Source organism: Streptomyces anandii JCM 4720 (assembly GCF_014650655.1).
GTDB classification, from domain to species: domain Bacteria; phylum Actinomycetota; class Actinomycetes; order Streptomycetales; family Streptomycetaceae; genus Streptomyces; species Streptomyces anandii.
The window spans coordinates 22,629-39,972 of the sequence record NZ_BMVJ01000009.1 but is presented as its reverse complement, the minus strand read 5'-3'; the positions used below and the strand labels follow the sequence as shown (position 1 = coordinate 39,972).

19 protein-coding genes are annotated in these 17,344 nt (G+C 74.4%); 14 read left to right on the top strand and 5 right to left on the bottom strand.

Annotated elements, in window-relative coordinates:
• From IE249_RS37625 to mshD, 7 genes are all read left to right on the top strand, one after another.
• The coding region (locus IE249_RS37625; protein ID WP_229858733.1) for a winged helix-turn-helix domain-containing protein at positions 1 to 349 on the top strand (349 nt) is incomplete at its 5' end.
• A 160-nt stretch (positions 350 to 509) separates the two neighbouring features.
• Positions 510 to 1,532, top strand: coding sequence for a LacI family DNA-binding transcriptional regulator (locus IE249_RS17595; protein ID WP_189705783.1), 1,023 nt, complete (start codon positions 510 to 512; stop codon positions 1,530 to 1,532).
• Positions 1,533 to 1,670: 138 nt separating this feature from the next.
• Positions 1,671 to 2,747, top strand: a complete 1,077-nt coding sequence (locus IE249_RS17590) for a S1C family serine protease (RefSeq protein ID WP_189705782.1) — start codon at positions 1,671 to 1,673, stop codon at positions 2,745 to 2,747.
• Between the two features lie 54 nt (positions 2,748 to 2,801).
• On the top strand, positions 2,802 to 3,041 hold the full coding sequence (locus IE249_RS17585; RefSeq protein WP_189705781.1) for a hypothetical protein: 240 nt from the start codon (positions 2,802 to 2,804) through the stop codon (positions 3,039 to 3,041).
• Between the two features lie 126 nt (positions 3,042 to 3,167).
• Complete coding sequence (locus tag IE249_RS17580; protein ID WP_189705780.1) at positions 3,168 to 3,908, top strand: response regulator transcription factor; 741 nt, start codon at positions 3,168 to 3,170, stop codon at positions 3,906 to 3,908.
• Positions 3,905 to 5,371, top strand: a complete 1,467-nt coding sequence (locus tag IE249_RS17575; RefSeq protein WP_189705779.1) for a HAMP domain-containing sensor histidine kinase — start codon at positions 3,905 to 3,907, stop codon at positions 5,369 to 5,371. Before IE249_RS17580 ends, IE249_RS17575 begins: the two co-directional genes overlap by 4 nt.
• A gap of 100 nt (positions 5,372 to 5,471) precedes the next feature.
• Positions 5,472 to 6,392, top strand: a complete 921-nt coding sequence (mshD, locus tag IE249_RS17570) for a mycothiol synthase (RefSeq protein ID WP_189705778.1) — start codon at positions 5,472 to 5,474, stop codon at positions 6,390 to 6,392.
• Here the strand turns inward: mshD and IE249_RS17565 are convergent.
• Complete coding sequence (locus IE249_RS17565; RefSeq protein ID WP_229858731.1) at positions 6,349 to 7,056, bottom strand: ABC transporter; 708 nt, start codon at positions 7,054 to 7,056, stop codon at positions 6,349 to 6,351. The two genes, mshD and IE249_RS17565, sit on opposite strands and share 44 nt — an antisense overlap.
• On the bottom strand, positions 7,044 to 7,547 hold the full coding sequence (locus tag IE249_RS39875; protein ID WP_308434367.1) for a hypothetical protein: 504 nt from the start codon (positions 7,545 to 7,547) through the stop codon (positions 7,044 to 7,046). The genes IE249_RS17565 and IE249_RS39875 overlap by 13 nt, the downstream gene beginning before the upstream one ends.
• Before the next feature lie 124 nt (positions 7,548 to 7,671).
• Here IE249_RS39875 and IE249_RS39870 point away from each other — a divergent pair, with 124 nt between their 5' ends.
• Both IE249_RS39870 and IE249_RS39865 read left to right on the top strand, forming a co-directional pair.
• Positions 7,672 to 7,977, top strand: coding sequence for a hypothetical protein (locus tag IE249_RS39870; protein WP_308434366.1), 306 nt, complete (start codon positions 7,672 to 7,674; stop codon positions 7,975 to 7,977).
• A 3-nt stretch (positions 7,978 to 7,980) separates the two neighbouring features.
• Complete coding sequence (locus tag IE249_RS39865) at positions 7,981 to 8,607, top strand: hypothetical protein (protein WP_308434365.1); 627 nt, start codon at positions 7,981 to 7,983, stop codon at positions 8,605 to 8,607.
• Between the two features lie 47 nt (positions 8,608 to 8,654).
• Here the strand turns inward: IE249_RS39865 and IE249_RS17555 are convergent, their stop codons facing one another.
• The 3 genes from IE249_RS17555 to IE249_RS17545 all read right to left on the bottom strand — a co-directional run bounded on the left by IE249_RS17555 (position 8,655) and on the right by IE249_RS17545 (position 11,169).
• Positions 8,655 to 9,530, bottom strand: coding sequence for an ABC transporter ATP-binding protein (locus IE249_RS17555; protein ID WP_189705777.1), 876 nt, complete (start codon positions 9,528 to 9,530; stop codon positions 8,655 to 8,657).
• Positions 9,527 to 10,357, bottom strand: coding sequence for an anti-sigma factor (locus tag IE249_RS17550; RefSeq protein WP_189706006.1), 831 nt, complete (start codon positions 10,355 to 10,357; stop codon positions 9,527 to 9,529). Before IE249_RS17550 ends, IE249_RS17555 begins: the two co-directional genes overlap by 4 nt.
• Positions 10,358 to 10,629: 272 nt before the next feature.
• Positions 10,630 to 11,169 carry an RNA polymerase sigma factor gene (locus tag IE249_RS17545; RefSeq protein ID WP_189705776.1) on the bottom strand — a complete coding sequence of 180 codons (540 nt, stop codon included), beginning with the start codon at positions 11,167 to 11,169 and terminating at the stop codon, positions 10,630 to 10,632.
• Between the two features lie 111 nt (positions 11,170 to 11,280).
• Here IE249_RS17545 and IE249_RS17540 point away from each other — a divergent pair, with 111 nt between their 5' ends.
• The 5 genes from IE249_RS17540 (at position 11,281) to IE249_RS17520 (ending at position 17,330) form a co-directional block, all read left to right on the top strand.
• On the top strand, positions 11,281 to 11,706 hold the full coding sequence (locus IE249_RS17540; protein WP_189705775.1) for a GntR family transcriptional regulator: 426 nt from the start codon (positions 11,281 to 11,283) through the stop codon (positions 11,704 to 11,706).
• Positions 11,703 to 12,608 (top strand): ABC transporter ATP-binding protein, encoded by a 906-nt coding sequence (locus tag IE249_RS17535; protein WP_189705774.1) that lies wholly within the window; start codon positions 11,703 to 11,705, stop codon positions 12,606 to 12,608. The genes IE249_RS17540 and IE249_RS17535 overlap by 4 nt, the downstream gene beginning before the upstream one ends.
• Entirely contained in the window at positions 12,605 to 13,678 is a 1,074-nt protein-coding gene (locus IE249_RS17530) for an ABC-2 membrane transporter-related protein (protein WP_189705773.1), read from the top strand. Before IE249_RS17535 ends, IE249_RS17530 begins: the two co-directional genes overlap by 4 nt.
• A 96-nt stretch (positions 13,679 to 13,774) precedes the next feature.
• Positions 13,775 to 16,171 (top strand): RNA degradosome polyphosphate kinase, encoded by a 2,397-nt coding sequence (locus tag IE249_RS17525; protein WP_189705772.1) that lies wholly within the window; start codon positions 13,775 to 13,777, stop codon positions 16,169 to 16,171.
• Complete coding sequence (locus IE249_RS17520; protein ID WP_189705771.1) at positions 16,152 to 17,330, top strand: CHAD domain-containing protein; 1,179 nt, start codon at positions 16,152 to 16,154, stop codon at positions 17,328 to 17,330. Before IE249_RS17525 ends, IE249_RS17520 begins: the two co-directional genes overlap by 20 nt.
• The last annotated feature ends 14 nt before the right edge of the window (positions 17,331 to 17,344 follow it).

Below are 17,344 nucleotides of genomic sequence, written 5' to 3'. Positions count from 1 at the left end.
CAAGGAGTTCGAGCTCCTGAAGTACCTCGCCCAGCACCCGGGCCGCGTCTTCACCCGCGCCCAGCTGCTCCAGGAGGTCTGGGGCTACGACTACTTCGGCGGCACCCGGACGGTCGACGTGCACGTACGGCGGCTGCGGGCCAAGCTCGGCCCCGAGCACGAGTCGCTGATCGGCACCGTGCGCAACGTCGGGTACCGCTTCGTCACCCCGGAGAAGGTCGAGCGCGCGGCGGACGAGGCGAAGGCCAAGGCGGCCCGCCCGAAGGCGCAGGGCGCGGAGGGCGCGGAGGGCGCGGACGCCCCCTCGAACGCTCCGGCCGCTTCGAGCGCCTCACGGTCCAAGGCGTAGCCGCCGCGCCACGCCGGGTCACGTGTGCCGTACCGGCGTCGCACGGATGTGCCAGGGGGCGCACGGATGTGCGGGCAGGCGTTGCGCTCGCACATCCGGGCGCCCATCCAAGACGTGATACGCCCTGCCCGGAGCGGGTCCATCCGCGTAGACTCCGCGCGTGGCCAAGGTGACTCGGGACGACGTGGCGAGGCTGGCGGGGACTTCCACCGCCGTTGTCAGCTATGTCATCAACAACGGACCCCGGCCGGTCGCCCCGGCCACGCGCGAGCGTGTCCTCGCCGCCATCAAGGAACTGGGGTACCGGCCCGACCGGGTCGCCCAGGCGATGGCCTCGCGGCGCACCGACCTCATAGGACTGATCGTCCCGGACGCCCGCCAGCCCTTCTTCGGGGAGATGGCGCACGCGGTCGAGTGGGCGGCGGCCGAGCGCGGCAAGATGGTTCTCGTCGGCAACTCCGACTACGTCGGCGAGCGCGAGGTCCACTATCTGCGGGCCTTCCTCGGCATGCGGGTCTCCGGCCTCATCCTCGTCTCGCACGCCCTCAACGACCTGGCCGCGGCCGAGATCGACGCCTGGGACGCCCGCGTGGTGCTGCTGCACGAGCGGCCCGAGGCCATCGACGACGTCGCCGTGGTCACCGACGACCTCGGTGGCGCCCAGCTCGCCGTCCGCCACCTGCTGGAGCACGGCTACGAGTACGTCGCCTGTGTGGGCGGCACCGCCGACACGCCCGCCGTGGGCGACCCGGTCTCCGACCACGTCGAGGGCTGGCGGCGCGCCATGGACGAGGCGGGCATCCCGACCGAGGGCCGGCTCTTCGAGGCGCCGTACAACCGCTACGACGCCTACCGGGTCGGCCTGGAGATCCTCTCCGGCCCGGACCGCCCGCCGGCGGTCTTCTGCTCCACCGACGACCAGGCGCTCGGCGTGCTGCGGGCCGCGCGCGAGCTGCGCATCGACGTGCCGGGCGAGCTGGCGGTGGCCGGGTTCGACGACATCAAGGAGGCGGCGCTGGCGGACCCGCCGCTGACCACGGTCGCCTCCGACCGCTCGGCGATGGCCCGCGCGGCGGTGGACCTGGTGCTGGACGACGGGCTGCGGGTCGCCGGTTCGCGGCGGGAGCGGCTGAAGGTGTTCCCGTCCCGGCTGGTGGTCCGCAGGTCCTGCGGCTGCGCGTAACACACACGCCGTCCGGCGTCGTCCCCTCGCCGTCCGGCACCGTCCGCCCGCCGTCCTTATATCGGGCATACGAGGTTCTGTCGGGCTTCTCAGCGGGGACTCAGAGAGCTCTCATGATCACGGGACACTCTCTATGTCATGACCGAGAGCTTCCGCCGCAGCGGCGAGTACGAGTACCCCCAGGGTGACGGGCAGGCCCCGTCCGCGCACCAGCAGCAGCACGTCTCGACCCCGGTGAACCCGGAGTGGCCGCCCCCGCCGGCGTACGCCCCCGGTTACGCGGACGCGAGCGGCGCCGCGCCCGCCCCGGCAGCCCCGCCCGCTCCCGCCCCCGCTGGGGAGAAGCGGACGGCCAAGGGCCCGGTCGCCCTGCTGGCCGCCGTGGCGATCGCCGCCGCGGCCGTGGGCGGCGGCACCGCGTTCGCCTTCCAGGAGCTGACCGGCAAGGACACGGTCGCCTCCAGCGGCACCAGCACCAACGTGGTGCCCGCGAGCCAGCGGGGCAGCGTCGCCGCGATCGCCAAGGCGGTCAGCCCGAGCGTCGTGGAGATCACCGCGACCCTGAGCAACGGCACCTCGACCGGCTCCGGTGTGATCATCAGCAGCGGCGGCGAGGTCGTCACCAACAACCACGTCATAGCGGGCGCCACCTCGATCAAGGCGCGCACCAGCGACGGATCGTCGTACACCGCGCAGGTCGTCGGCACCGACAGCTCCAAGGACCTGGCCCTGGTCAAGCTCCAGGGCGCCTCCGGTCTGAAGGCGGCCGCGCTCGGCGACTCGTCCGGGGTGACGGTCGGCGACCAGGTCGTCGCGATCGGCTCCCCCGAGGGCCTGACCGGCACCGTGACCAGCGGCATCGTCTCCGCGCTCAACCGGGACGTGACCGTGTCCACCGACGAGAACCAGGGGCAGGGCCAGGGCGGGGACGGCCAGTGGCCGTTCCAGTTCGGCGGCCGCCAGTTCAACGGCGACACCGGCTCCTCCACCACCACCTACAAGGCGATCCAGACCGACGCGTCCCTGAACCCGGGCAACTCCGGTGGAGCGCTGATCGACTCGGCCGGCAACGTCATCGGCATCAACTCGGCGATGTACTCGGCCGCCGCGAGCTCGGACTCCTCCAACGCCGGCAGCGTGGGCCTCGGCTTCGCCATCCCGGTCAACACCGTCAAGTCCGACCTGGCCAAGCTGCGCTCCGGCTCCCAGAGCTGAGCCGGGGCCGCGCACCGGCCCCAGCACCGCACGCACGACGACAAGGAGAACGCCATGATCGAGCAGGTTGTGCACGAGAAGGCCGAGAACGCCGACGCGTCCCTGCCCGGGAGCGTCGCCCTGGCCCTGGCCGTGGCCAAGGAACTCCGCGCCCCCTCGTCCGCCCCCGTCGGCCGCGCGAACCGCCCGGTGCCCGAGGTCCCCGCCCCCCAGCTGATGGGCCTGCGCACCTCCCCCGCGCGCATCCACCGCCACAAGGTGCCGCTCGGCCGCCTGACCGCCCTGGCGGTGTGAGCGCGCGCCCGCGGCGACGTGCGCGCCGGGTCTCCACCCGGCCACCGCGAACGTGCGAGGCTGAGAGCGTCCCGGTCCCCCGGCCGGGAGCGACCGGCCCCCGACCATCCCGAGGAACCACGACCGATGAGCCCCGCCGAAGGCGACCGTGACCGTGACCCGCAGCGCATCCTGATCGTCGACGACGAGCCCGCGGTGCGCGAGGCGCTCCAGCGCAGCCTCGCCTTCGAGGGCTATGGCACCGAGGTCGCCGTGGACGGCGCGGACGCCCTGGACAAGGCGAGCGCCTACAAGCCGGACCTGGTCGTCCTCGACATCCAGATGCCCCGCATGGACGGCCTCACGGCGGCCCGCCGCATCCGCGGCGCGGGCGACACCACCCCGATCCTGATGCTGACGGCCCGCGACACCGTGGGCGACCGGGTGACCGGGCTGGACGCGGGCGCGGACGACTACCTGGTCAAGCCGTTCGAGCTGGACGAGCTGTTCGCCCGTATCCGCGCGCTGCTGCGCCGCAGCTCCTACGCGGCCGCCGTGGCCGGCGCCGTCGAGGAGGACGAAGCGCTCACCTTCGCCGACCTGCGCATGGACCTCGCCACCCGTGAGGTCACCCGCGGCGGCCGGCAGGTGGAGCTGACCCGTACGGAGTTCACCCTCCTGGAGATGTTCATGGCGCACCCGCGCCAGGTCCTCACCCGTGAGCAGATCCTGAAGGCCGTCTGGGGCTTCGACTTCGAGCCCTCCTCCAACTCCCTGGACGTGTACGTGATGTACCTGCGCCGCAAGACCGAGGCGGGCGGCGAGCCGCGCCTGGTGCACACCGTGCGCGGGGTCGGGTACGTCCTGCGGCAGGGCGGCGCCGAGTGAGCAAGGTCGGACGCCGGTTCCGGTCGCTGCCGATCCGGTCGCGGCTGGCACTGCTGGTCGCGGCCGCGGTGGCGTTCGCGGTGGCGGCGGTGTCGATGGCCTGCTGGTTCATCGTGAAGGGGAAGCTGTACGACCAGGTCGACAACGACCTGCGGAAGTCCGCTGTCATCCGGGGCCCCCAGCAGAACGACATCCTGGACGCGTACAACAACTGCGTCCAGAACCCGCAGGACACCCTGCGGGCCGTGCGCGCCACCTACTACTCCCAGGTGGTCAAGGCGGACGGCACCGCCTGCCTGTTCGCCATGTCGGCGGGCAAGGTCAAGGTCACCCGGGCCGACGAGGAAGTGATCCGGAACGCGGCCAGCGGCCAGGGCATCATCCGCGACGGCGTCGCCGACGACGGCAGTGCCGTACGGGTGCTGACGCGGCCGGTGGTGCTCAGCGACCCGATCGCCCAGACCAGCGTCAACACCGCGCTGCTGGTCGCCATCCCGCTCAAGGGCACCGAGTCCACGCTCAACGACCTGGCGCTGATCCTGCTGCTGGTCTCCGGCATAGGGGTGCTGGGCGCCGGCGCGGCGGGCCTCGCGGTCGCCCGCGCCGGACTGCGCCCCGTCGACCGGCTCACCGAGGCCGTCGAGCACGTGGCCCGCACCGAGGACCTCTCCATCCGCATCCCCGTGGAGGACGACAGCGAGGACGAGGTCGCCCGGCTCTCCCGCTCCTTCAACTCCATGACCTCCGCCCTGGCCAGCTCCCGCGAGCTGCAGCAGCAGCTGATCGCCGACGCGGGCCACGAACTGCGCACCCCGCTCACCTCGCTGCGCACCAACATCGAACTGCTCAGCCGCAGCGAGGAGACCGGCCGGCCGCTGCCGGAGGCGGACCGCAAGGCCCTGCTCGCCTCGGTCAAGGCCCAGATGACCGAACTGGCCGCGCTCATCGGCGACCTCCAGGAACTGTCCCGCTCGGAGGGACAGCGGGGCGAACGCCTCCAGGTCGTCGCCTTCCACGACACCGTCGAGGCCGCCCTGCGCCGTGCCCGCCTGCGCGGCCCCGAACTCACCATCACGGCCGACCTCGAGCCCTGGTACGCCCGGGCGGAACCGTCCGCGCTGGAGCGCGCGATCGTCAACGTCCTCGACAACGCGGTGAAGTTCAGCCCCGAGGGCGGCACCGTGGAGGTCGCCCTGTCCCAGGGTGTCCTCACCGTCCGCGACCACGGCCCCGGCATCCCCGCCGACGAACTCCCCCATGTCTTCGACCGCTTCTGGCGCTCCCCCAGCGCCCGCGCCCTCCCCGGCTCCGGCCTCGGCCTCTCCATCGTCGCCCGCACCGTCCAGCAGGCCGGCGGCGAGGTGACCCTCTCCCGGGCCGACGGCCCCGGCACAGTCGCCACCATCCGCCTGCCGGGCGCCCCGACCCCACCTCCCCAGGGCCCTTTCGGCCCGGGGGCGTGAACGGGGCGGACGGCCGGCCGGCGCCGTCGCCCCGCCCCCAGGGGCGCCGAAGGTTCTCGGGGGCGGGAAAGGATCTCCGGGGGCCCGTAGTCTCGTACGCATGACCAGCGACAACACCGCGCCGATCGCCCGGTCGATCGAGACGCGTTCCGAGCTGTCCGAGGAGCAGGCCGATGCCGTGCTCGCACTGCTGGCCGCGGCCGCGCGTGACGACGGGCGGCAGGCGGTGTCCGAGCAGGGGCGGTTGCAGTTGCGGGGCGGCGCCCGTGCGGGCGTGTCCCATCTGCTGCTCACCGTCGACGGCGAACTCGTCGGCTACGCGCAGCTGGAGGACACCGACCCGGTGGAGGCGCCCGCCGCCGAGCTGGTCGTCCACCCCGCGTACCGCGGGCGCGGGCACGGGCGGGCGCTGGGCTCGGCGCTGCTGGCCGCGTCGGGCAAGCGGCTGCGGGTGTGGGCGCACGGCGGGCACTCCGCCGCCCGGCACCTGGCGCAGGTCCTCGGGCTCACGCTCTTCCGCGAACTGCGCCAGATGCGACGGCCGTTGGCCGGTCATGACCTGCCCGAGCCGGTGCTGCCGGAGGGGGTGACCGTACGGACCTTCGTGCCCGGCGACGACGACGCCGAGTGGCTCGCGGTGAACGCGGAGGCCTTCGCGCACCACCCCGAGCAGGGCTCCCTCACCCAGCGGGACCTCGACGACCGCAAGGCGCAGCCGTGGTTCGACCCGCGCGGGTTCTTCCTCGCCGAGCGCGAGGGACGGCCGGCCGGTTTCCACTGGACCAAGGTGCACGACGAGGAGCGGCTCGGCGAGGTGTACGTCCTCGGGGTGCGGCCCGGTTCCCAGGGCGGCGGCCTCGGCAAAGCGCTCACCCTGATCGGGCTGCGGCACCTCGCCGGGCAGGGGCTGCCGACGGCGATGCTGTACGTCGACGCCGACAACAAGGCCGCGGTGTCCGTCTACGAGCGGCTCGGCTTCACGACGTACGAGACGGACCTGATGTACCGCACAGAGACCTGACGGGCCGGCCCGCGAGGAGGCGGTGGCCGGTGAGCGGCTCGGGTACGCAGACCGCCCACACCAGCGCGGCCACCGCCAGGATCGCCGCCCACCAGCCGTGCGCGGCCGCCCAGTGGGCGTCGTCAGGGGGCACCAGCGGACTGCGGCGGTCCGGCAGGAGCAGTACGGCGGCCGTCAGGGCGAGCAGGGCGCGCGCCGCGCCGGTGCCGGGGCACGGCTCGGCGCGCAGCCGGACCGAGGCCGCCGCCAGGGCCAGCGCCGTCCCGGCGATCGCGGCCGCCTCCAGGCTGACCGCGCCCAGCGGCGGCCGGGCCGCGGCCGGCAGCAGGAGCAGCGCGGCCGTCCACCACGCGGCCAGCAGCGGCGTCACCAGCGCCAGGCGCAGCCCGGCCCGCACGGGCCGCCGTACGGGTACCGCCTCCGTGGTGCGCCGGGCCGGGTCGTCCAGCAGGAACGCCAGCCCCACGCCCGCGGCGAGCGCCGCCAGGCGCAGCAGGGTCAGGCCGAGCGCCGTGTCGCCGTCCCGGCCGGACAGCGGCCGGGCGCCCGCGACGAGCAGCCATCCCAGTCCGCCGGCCACCGCCTGCGGCCGCCACGGCAGGGCGTGCCACACCGGTCGCAGCAGGGCGGCCATGGACGGCAGCCTTCGCGTCACTCCTCGCATTTGTCCTCACCCTTCGCGCCGTTCGCCGCGTCCGGGACGCCCAGGATCGTGGCCACCCGGGTCGTCGACACGCCCGGAGCGGTCAGCTCCGTCCAGTGGGCCTTCACCGCCGACGTGACCGACTGCCCGGGCCGGCCGAGCAACGCCCGTACGACGCCGGTCTGCTGGGCGCTCATCCGCAGGCCCTCGGTGGGGCTGAGGAGGTAGGCGCCGCCCTGGTCGCTGTCGTCGATGCGGACGTTGCGCAGGGTGGCGAGCGGGTCGGGGTCGGCGCCGAGGACGAGCCACATGATGGTCACCACCCGGCCGTCGCACACCGCTGCGCCGGCCTTCTCGTCGCCCGCCACCAGGACGGAGGCGAGTCCTACCGCGTACTCGGGGACGCGGTTGCCGCCCCAGCGGGTGCCGATGCTGACCGTGCCGGGCGTGGTGAGCGCGGCGAAGGAGGCGTCGCCCTCCAGCCCGTAGCGGGCCTCGACGCGCTGCCGCACGGTCAGCGGGCGGGTGGCGGCGGTGCCGCCCGCCAGGGAGCGGACGCGTTCGGTGGTCCGCGCCCAGGCGGCGGTGCGACCGGTCCACTCGGGCAGGGCGCAGTAGGTCGTGGTGCCGCGCTCGGTGCAGGTCTCGCTCCGCTCCGGGTGGTCGGAGACCCGTGCGCGGGCGGCCTCCAGCGCGGCGGACGGACCCGGCGACTGGCCCGCGATCCCGGCTGGCCGTGGCGAGGAGCGCCAGGCCGGTCAGCGCCTTGACGCGCAGTCCGGCGCGGGCGTCCCGGCCCTTGCCGAGCAGCAGCGCCGCGCCCAGCAGGAACCCGGTGAGGCCGGCCAGGTACAGGGCGTGCCAGGCGGCCGGGCGGCCCACCAGGCCGGAGGGGACCGGATCGGCGCCGGTCTCCTCGACCACGGGGGACAGCCACTGTGACCAGTGGGCGTCGTCGGTGAAGGCCAGGAAGTAGCTCGCGGCGACGTAGAGGGCGAGGGCGAGGAGCGGGCCGGCGAAGGCGGACGGGATCAGGCGGGCCAGCAGCACGCCCGCGACACCGAACAGCAGCACGGTCAGCGGGGCCACCGCGAGTTCGAAGACCGAGCCGTGGCCGACCGCGCCGGGGCTGAGGGCCGCCCAGGTGAAGCGCACGGCGACGACCAGGGCGGTGAGCAGCGCGAACGGGACGACCACCAGCGCGTGCGCCAGCGTGCGCCGCCACGGCTCCACGACCAGCGTGTCGAAGTACGGCTCGGTGCCACGGGTGCGGGCGCGCAGGGTGGTGCGGTTGGCGCACACGAAAAGCGCGAGGCCGAGGAGCGTGGCGCCGCTCTGGGTGGCGCGGTCGGCGTCCTGGAGGGCGGGGAAGTCGGCCATGCCCTCGCGGCCGGTGAGTTCGTGCCAGCCGGGGTGGCCGGAGTACAGGCGCCAGGCGGTCGCGGCCACGTACACCACGAAGGCGGCCGCCACCGGCAGGTAGGTGAGGAGTTCGCGGGCCTCGAAGCGGGCCAGGGCGAGGACGGCCCGTGCGCGCGTGGCCCCGGGGACGGGTGCGCCCAGGCGAGGTGAGCGCGGGGTCTGCGCGGACCGCCGTCCGGACGGCACTGTGGTCGCGGTCATCGGGCCGTCGCCTCCGCCCCGTCGAGGGTGAGCAAGTAGCCGTCCTCCAGGGTGGGTTCGAGGAGGTCGGCGCCCTCGGGCGGATCGCCGACGTTGCGGAACGCGCCGGTTGCGGTGCGCCATCCCGCGCGTGCGCCGGGGTCGCGTTCGGGGCTGCTCCACACCCGGCCGGCGGCCCGCGCGGTGAGTTCGGCGGGGGTGCCCTCGAAGCGGACGCGGCCGCGGGCGAGGACGATCACGCGGTGGCAGAGCATCGCGACGTCCTCGGTCTGGTGGGTGGACAGCAGCACGGTGCGCCCCTGCCCGGCACGGGTGATCAGGTCGCGGAAGCGCATCCGCTGCTCGGGGTCCAGTCCCGCGGTGGGCTCGTCCAGGACGAGGAGACGGGGGTCGCCGACCAGGGCCGCGGCGAGGGCGACGCGCTGGCGCATGCCGCCCGACAGCCGCTTGATGCGCTTGCCGCGTACGTCGCCCAGGCCGACCTCCTCCAGTACGCGCCGCACCTCGCGGTGGCGGGCGGCGCGGTCGGTGAGCTCCTTGAGGATCGCGACGTAGTCGACGAACGCGAACGCGGTGAAGTCCGGGTGGAAGCCGGGGTTCTGCGGGAGGTAGCCGAGGGTGCGGCGCAGCGCGAGGCGGCCCGGGGCGGTGCCCGGGTCGTGACCGAGCGCGGTGAACACGCCCCGGTCGGCGGGCACCGCGGTGGCCAGCACCCGCAACAGGCTGGTCTTCCCGGCCCCGTTGGGGCCGAGCAGGCCGGTGATGCCCTCCTCGAGGCGCAGCGACACGTCGTCGAGGACGGCCGTGCCGCCGTGGCGAAGGGTGAGCCCGGAGGCGGAGACGGTGACGATGCCGGTGTCGGTGACGGTCACAGGGTGCTCCCGTGCGAGTGGTGGGTGAAGGCGGGGGTGACCGAGTCGAAGCGGTTGCGGAGGAGGAAGAGCAGGCCGGTGGCGAGGGCGGCGACCGCCGCCGCGGTGCCCTGGCCGGCCGCGGTGAAGGGCGGGAGGGGGCCGTCCCCGTGCCGGGTCGTCACGGTCACCATCAGGAAGACGACCCAGCCGCCGCCGGTCAGCGCGGGCGCGAGGACCGGCCCGAGGCGGGGCATGAGCGCGAGGCCGGTCGCGGTGAGGGCGAGTGCGGGCAGCAGCCAGGCCAGTGCCGCAAGTCCGTATGCGGGCAGGGCGAGGGTGGCGAGGCCGTTGACGCCGAGGCCCACGGCGAGCACGGCGACCGTACGGAGCAGCACCAGGCGGAAACCGTGCATCGGTGCCACGACGGCCATCTCGTACGTCGGGTCGAGCGCCGGCCCGTACGCCAGCGCCACGCCCGCCAGCGGCAGCAGCGGGGCGAGGGCGAGGAACAGGGTGGGCGAGTCCGGGGCGCGCAGGGTGTCGGCCGCGGCGGCGGACATCACCAGCACGGCGGTCACCGCGAGCAGCCACGAGCGGCGCAGCACCGGCGTGGCCGCCAGCAGCCGCGCGGTGTGGCCGGCCATCCCGAGCCGCACCAGGAGCCCTTCGAGGAGCCCGGGCCGCGGCGCGTCCAGTTCGGCGTCCAGCCGCTGCCAGGCGGCGTCCAGCGCCACCGGGTCGGCGAGCGCGGCGAGCCGGGCGCGGCACTCGGCGCATCCGGCGAGGTGCGTGTCGGCGGACCACAGCAACGGCGGCGTCAACTCGCCACGCTCGTAGGCCCGCAGGTCCTCCTCGTCGAGATGCCAGGCAGCGGCCTTACGGGGACCGGCACCCTGACGAGTGCGGGGGTCGTCACTTGGGCCGGTGCCGCCGCGAGGGCGGGTGCCGCCGTCACGGCAGGTACCGCCCAGCGGGCCGGCGTCACCACGAGCGTCCGTGCCGCCGCCAGGGCCGGTGTCGCCCAGCGGACCGCTGCCGCCGTGAGCGTCAGTACCGCCCAGCGGACCTGTGCCGCCCCGTGCGTCGGGCTCGTCGTGAGGGGGGTTGGTGTCGGTGTTCATGCCAGCGCCTCCCGGAGTTGCTTGCGGGCGCGCAGGGCCCGGGTCTTGACGGTGCCGGGCGGGATGCCCAGCAGGACGGCGGCCTCGCGGGTGGTCAGCCCGTCGACGACCGTCGCCTGCAGGACGGCCCGCAGTTCCGGAGAGAGCCGGATGAGGGCGCCCGCGAGGTCCCCGTGCTCAACCCCCGCGAGCACGCGTTCCTCGGCGGACGCCTCGTCCCGGTGGCGCAGGCGCGCCAGCGCCTGGCGCAGCCGGCCGCGCGCGCCGTCGCCGCGCAGCGCGTCGATCAGCCGGCGCGCGCCGATGCGCCACAGCCACCCGGCCACGTCGCCGTCCTCGCGGTAGCGGGCCTTGCCGCGCCAGATGGCGAGGAAGGTCTCCTGGACGACGTCGTCGACCATCGCGGGATCGGCACAGCGGCCGCGCAGCCGGGCGGTCAGCCAGGGCGCGTACCGCCGGTACAGCTCCTCGAAGGCGCGCCGGTCCCCGTCCGCCGCGGCCCGCAGCAGCTCACCGTCGCTTCTTGTTGTGCTCACGTCTCCTCATCGGACCGGCCCGGCCGTTCGGTTCACCCGGCGGCGCTTGACTTTCCGGATCATCTTCCACCACCCTTTCACTACTCAATTAGTGAAAGGGTGGTGGACCGGGTGCTCGAGTACCGCATCGACCGGCACAGCGGCGTGGCCACCTACGTCCAGATCGTCCAGCAGACCAAGCAGGCCCTGCGCCTGAAGCTGCTGGAGCCCGGCGACAGACTGCCCACGGCCCGCGAGGTCGTGGAGGCGACCGCGATCAACCCGAACACCGTGCTGAAGGCGTACCGCGAGCTGGAGCGCGAGGGCCTGGTGGAGGCCCGGCGCGGCCTCGGCACCTTCGTACGGCGCTCCCTGGGCACCGCGCCCACCGACGACTCCCCGCTGCGCGCCGAGCTGGACGGCTGGGCCGCGCGGGCGCGCGAGGCCGGGCTGGACCGGGACGACGTGGCCGCACTCTTCACCGCCGTACTCGACCGACACTTCGCCGTCCGCGAAGAGCACCTTCGCGAAGAGCACCTTCAGGGAGACGCGTCATGACCGACACCGGCACGGCCCTGCGAGCCGCCGGGCTGGGCAAGCGATTCGGCCGGAGCACGGCGCCCTGGGCCCTGCGCGACTGCACCCTGCGCCTGCCCGCCGGCCGCGTGTGCGCCCTGGTCGGACCCAACGGCGCCGGCAAGTCGACCCTGCTGGCGATGGCCGCCGGGCTGCTGGCCCCCACCGAGGGCGGCCTCACCGTCCTCGGCGAGCACCCGGCGGACGCCCGCCCGCGCGTGGGCTACGTCGCCCAGGGCAAGCCCCTCTACCCGCAGCTCACCATCGCCGACACGCTGCGCGTGGGCGCCGACCTGAACCCCGGACGCTGGGACGCGGCGACCGCCGGGCGGATCGTCGCCGCCGGGGACCTCGACCCCCGGGCCCGCGTCCGCACCCTCTCCGGTGGCCAGCGCACCCGCGTCGCCCTCGCCCTCGTCCTCGGCAAGCGGCCCGAACTGCTGCTCCTGGACGAGCCGATGGCCGACCTCGACCCGCTGGCCCGGCACGAACTCATGGGCACCCTCATGGCCGAGGCCGCGCAGCACGGCACCACGATCGTGCTGTCCTCGCACGTGGTCGCCGAGCTGGAGGAGTCCTGCGACCACCTGCTCCTCATCGGCGGCGGACAGGTCCGCATGGCGGGCGACATCGACGACCTGCTGGCCGCCCACACCCGCGTCACCGCCCCGGCCGCCGACGCCGACCTGACCGGCCACACCGTCGTGGAGTCCCGTACGACCGGCCGCCAGCTCACCGCGCTGCTGCGCCCCGGAGGCCCGCTCCCCGAGGACTGGCGCACCTTCGCGCCCTCCCTGGAGGAACTCGTCCTCGCCCACCTGCGCAACCCCCAGGCTCCCGCCCTCACGCCCGCCCCGGCGCAGCCCCAGGAGACCCACGCATGACCACCACGACCGCCCCCGCGCCCGCCGCCCCCGCGGCCCGCCGCCCCGCCGTACGGCCGCGCCTTGTCCCCTGGCTGCTGCGCCTGCACCGCCCCGCGCTGTACGTCTGGGCCGCACTCGTCCTCGTCCTGGCCGCCGCGCTGGCCTGGCTCTGGGGGCCGATCACCGACGCCGCGGCGGCGGCCTGGCGGCAGTACGACGCCTGCGACATGAACAGGCGCTGCTCCTACGACCAGGACGCGATCCTGCGCTACAAGGACGTCTACGGCTACACCACCTTCGCCGTGACCGCCCTGCCCTTCCTGGTGGCCGCCTGGTCCGGCGCCGCCCTGTTCGGCCGAGAACTGGAGAACGGCACCGCGCAGCTGGCCTGGGTCCAGTCCGTCTCCCCCGCCCGCTGGCTGGCCGCCAAGCTGGCCCTCCCCGCCCTGCTCGTCACCGCGGGCACGGGAGTGCTGGTCACGCTGCACCACCTGGCCTGGACGGCCGGGCGCGGCAGGATCGACACGGCCAAGCCCTGGACCGACGACCTCACCCTGCACGCGGGTGGCCCGACCACGGTCGCCTTCGCCCTGGCCGGCCTCGCCGCCGGCGCCCTGGTGGCCCTGCTCTCCCGGCGCGCGCTCCCCGCGCTCGCGCTGACCCTGTGCGTGACCGGCGCCGTCCGCGCCGCCGCGTCCTGGGCCCTGCCCCATCTGTGGCCGGCCGTCACCCACCGCTCGAGCCTCACCACGGGCTACACCTCCGGCGGCCTCGAGGTCGAACACGGGCTGATCACCACGAGCGGCACGCACATCGCCGACCCGGGCTGCGGCCCGACGACCATCGAGGAGTGCCGACGGCTCTACTCCGGCCTGGACGCCACCGCCTTCTACACCAAGACGCACCCCTACTCCCACTACTGGCCGCTCCAGCTCACCACCACCGCCGTGGTCCTGGCCCTCACCGGCCTGTTCGTGCTGGCCGCCTTCCGCGTCCTGCGCCGCACCACGGGTCCCGCGGCCAGGTCCGCCGGGAACACGTCGGCCACGGCCGCCACGGGCACCCCGGCGCGCGCGGGAAGGGCCTGAAACGGCGGGGGACGCCTCCCTGCGGGCCGTCCCCCGCTGTCCCGCACGTCATGTCGCCGTAACCGCCGGTTCAGACGGGCTTGCGACGCTCCACCAATGAAGCCCGCCGCGCCCGAGCCCGTGCCGCCCCCCGGGGCAGTCGCCGCCGTGCTCCCGCCCGCGCTCTCCGACGCGCCCATCCCGCTCCTGACGCGGAAGAATGGGTCCATGAGCCAGCCAGACACCCAGGCGCAGGCCCACCCGTCACCCGCCACCGCCCTTGGTGGAGGCCCTGCGGGCCACGCGAACGTTCAGAACACGCAGCCCTCCGTGGGCTCCATAGCCGCACACCGCCCGCACACCGTGGCTGCCACGGTCTCCGACCTGGAACCGGACATCGACGCCGACCTCGACGGCTACGACGAGTCGCAGGCGGACGGGGACCGACTGCCGCAGGGCCGCTTCCTCGACCGGGAGCGCAGCTGGCTCGCCTTCAACGAGCGCGTCCTGGAACTCGCCGAGGACCCGAACACGCCCCTGCTGGAGCGGGCCAACTTCCTCGCGATCTTCGCCAGCAACCTGGACGAGTTCTTCATGGTCCGGGTCGCCGGCCTCAAGCGCCGCATCGCCACCGGCGTCGCCACCCGGTCCGCCTCCGGGCTCCAGCCGCGCGAGGTGCTGGAGATGATCTGGGCCCGCTCGCGCGAGCTCATGGCCCGGCACGCCGCCTGCTACCACGAGGACGTCGCTCCCGCCCTCGCCGAGGAGGGCATCCACCTGGTCCGCTGGGGCGAACTCGCCGAGAAGGAACAGGCCCGTCTCTTCACGCTGTTCCGGCACCAGATCTTCCCCGTGCTGACCCCGCTGGCGGTCGACCCCGCGCACCCCTTCCCGTACATCTCCGGCCTGTCGCTGAACCTGGCCGTCGTCGTACGCAACCCCGTCACCGGCCACAGGCACTTCGCCCGGGTCAAGGTCCCCCCGCTGCTCTCGCGCTTCCTGGAGAGCTCCCCCGGCCGCTACGTGCCCGTCGAGGACGTCATCGCGGCCCATCTGGAGGAGCTGTTCCCGGGCATGGAGGTGCTGGAGCACCACACCTTCCGGCTCACCCGCAACGAGGACCTGGAGGTCGAGGAGGACGACGCCGAGAACCTCCTCCAGGCCCTGGAGAAGGAGCTCATGCGGCGCCGCTTCGGGCCGCCTGTGCGCCTGGAGGTCGAGGAGTCCATCGACCGCGAGGTGCTCGACCTGCTGGTGCGGGAGCTGAAGATCAGCGAGGCCGAGGTGTACCCGCTGCCCGGCCCGCTGGACCTCACCGGCCTCTTCCGCATCCACAGCCTGGACCGGCCCGAGCTCAAGTACGCCAAGTTCGTCGCCGGCACCCACCGCGACCTGGCGGAGGTGGAGTCCGCCTCGGCGCCCGACATCTTCGCCGCGCTGCGCAGCCGGGACGTGCTGCTGCACCACCCCTACGACTCCTTCTCCACCTCCGTGCAGGCCTTCCTGGAGCAGGCGGCCGCCGACCCGGACGTGCTCGCCATCAAGCAGACCCTGTACCGGACCTCGGGCGACTCGCCCATAGTCGACGCGCTCATCGACGCGGCCGAGTCCGGCAAGCAGGTCCTCGTCCTGGTCGAGATCAAGGCCCGCTTCGACGAGCACGCCAACATCAAGTGGGCGCGCAAGCTGGAGGAGGCCGGCTGCCACGTCGTGTACGGCCTGGTCGGTCTGAAGACCCACTGCAAGCTGTCGCTGGTGGTCCGTCAGGAGGGCGACACGCTGCGGCGCTACAGCCACGTCGGCACCGGCAACTACCACCCCAAGACCGCCCGCCTCTACGAGGACCTGGGACTGCTGACGGCGGACCCGCAGGTCGGCGCGGACCTGTCCGACCTGTTCAACCGGCTCTCCGGCTACTCCCGCCGCGAGACCTACCGCCGGCTCCTGGTCGCGCCCAAGTCCCTGCGGGACGGCCTGATCGCGCGGATCAGCAAGGAGGCCCAGCACCACCGCGCCGGGCGGCCCGCGTTCATCCGCATCAAGGTCAACTCGATGGTCGACGAGGCGGTCGTCGACGCCCTCTACCGCGCCTCCCAGGCCGGCGTGCCCGTCGACGTGTGGGTACGCGGGATCTGCGCGCTGCGGCCGGGCGTGGCCGGCCTGTCGGAGAACATCCGGGTCCGCTCGATCCTCGGCCGCTTCCTCGAGCACTCCCGCGTGTTCGCCTTCGGCAACGGCGGCGAGCCCGAGGTGTGGATCGGCAGCGCCGACATGATGCACCGCAACCTCGACCGCCGTATCGAGGCCCTCGTCCGGGTCACCGACCCCGCCCACCGGGCCGCGCTCAACCGGCTCCTCGAGACCGGCATGTCCGACGGCACGGCGTCCTGGCACCTCGGCCCGGACGGCGAATGGACCCGGCACGCCACCGATGCGGACGGTCAGCCCCTGCGCAACATCCAGGAGATGCTCATAGACGCCCGGAGGCGCCGGCGTGGCACAGCGACACCCTGACCCGACGGACACCACGGCCGGCCCCGTGCCCGCCGACGCCCTCGCCGGCTATCTGCGGGCGCAGGCGACGGAGTTCCTCCGCGCACTGCGCCTGCACGGTGAGAGCGGCACCGTGGAGTCCGTCGACGCGGCGCGCGCCCTGCGCCGCTCGGCCCGCCGCATCAGCGGCAGCCTGCACACCTTCCAGCCCCTGCTGGAGGAGAACTGGGCGGAGGACCTGCGCCCCGAACTGGCCTGGCTGTCGGGCACGCTGGCCCGCGAGCACGCCCACCAGGCCCGCCTGGACCGCCTGCTGCAAGCCCTCCACCGCCTCTCGGGCACGACGACCCCACCCACCGTCCCCACGCAATCACCCACCCCCGCCCTGGACGGCACGGCCGCCGGCCTGGTCCGTACGGGCGCCGACCGGGGCAACCCGGGCCCCACGCGGGGCAGTGCGAACGCCGATCACGGCAACTCCGGTCCCGACCACGACAACTCCGGCCCCCGCCGAGGCAACCTGGGGGCGGGCCACAGCAACTCCGCCCCCGCCCGCGGGAGTCTCGCCGTAGGTGCGGTCAAGGCGGGCGCGCTGCTCGACCGGCAGCTCACGCTCGCCCGTACCCGGGCGCACTCCACCGCGCTGCAGGCGCTCGGCTCCAGCCGCTTCCACGCCGTGGCCGACAAGGTCGCCGTACTCGCCAGCGACGTACCCCTCGGACCGGCCGCGGCCGGCGCCGACCTGCGCCCCCTGGCCGCCGCGGCCGAGGAGCGCCTCACCGCCGCCGTGGCCGCGCTGCCGCTGGTCACCGCGGGCAGCCCGTACAACGCCGAGGCCCTGGTGCACGGCCTGTCCCCGGACCCGGCCCCGCACCCGCAGGACGCCCCCTGGCACCAGGTGCGCCTGCTGCTGCGTCTGCACCGCTACGCCCGCGAGGTCCTGCACGGCGCGCCCGCCGCGGTGGGCGTACGGCTGCTCGCGGCCGGCCAGGCGCTCGACCGGCACCGCGACGCCGCCGAGGCCGCCGCGGCCGCCGCGTCGGCGGCCCGCACCCCCCGCATCGCCCCGGCGACGGCCTACGCGCTGGGCGTGCTCCACGCCGACCAGCGGCACGAGGTGGAGGCGGCCCGGTACGCCTTCCACCTGTCGTGGCGGAAGCAGGCGGTCGGCGCCAACTGAGAGGCGGTGAACGA

Excerpts from the sequence above, each read along its gene's own strand:
- IE249_RS17590 (WP_189705782.1), top strand. The coding sequence starts at position 1,671 with ATGACCGAGAGCTTCCGCCGCAGCGGCGAGTACGAGTACCCCCAGGGT.
- IE249_RS17585 (WP_189705781.1), top strand. The coding sequence starts at position 2,802 with ATGATCGAGCAGGTTGTGCACGAGAAGGCCGAGAACGCCGACGCGTCC.
- IE249_RS17580 (WP_189705780.1), top strand. The coding sequence starts at position 3,168 with ATGAGCCCCGCCGAAGGCGACCGTGACCGTGACCCGCAGCGCATCCTG.
- mshD (WP_189705778.1), top strand. The coding sequence starts at position 5,472 with ATGACCAGCGACAACACCGCGCCGATCGCCCGGTCGATCGAGACGCGT.
- IE249_RS17565 (WP_229858731.1), bottom strand. The coding sequence starts at position 7,056 with ATGCGAGGAGTGACGCGAAGGCTGCCGTCCATGGCCGCCCTGCTGCGA.
- IE249_RS17535 (WP_189705774.1), top strand. The coding sequence starts at position 11,703 with ATGACCGACACCGGCACGGCCCTGCGAGCCGCCGGGCTGGGCAAGCGA.
- IE249_RS17530 (WP_189705773.1), top strand. The coding sequence starts at position 12,605 with ATGACCACCACGACCGCCCCCGCGCCCGCCGCCCCCGCGGCCCGCCGC.
- IE249_RS17525 (WP_189705772.1), top strand. The coding sequence starts at position 13,775 with ATGAAGCCCGCCGCGCCCGAGCCCGTGCCGCCCCCCGGGGCAGTCGCC.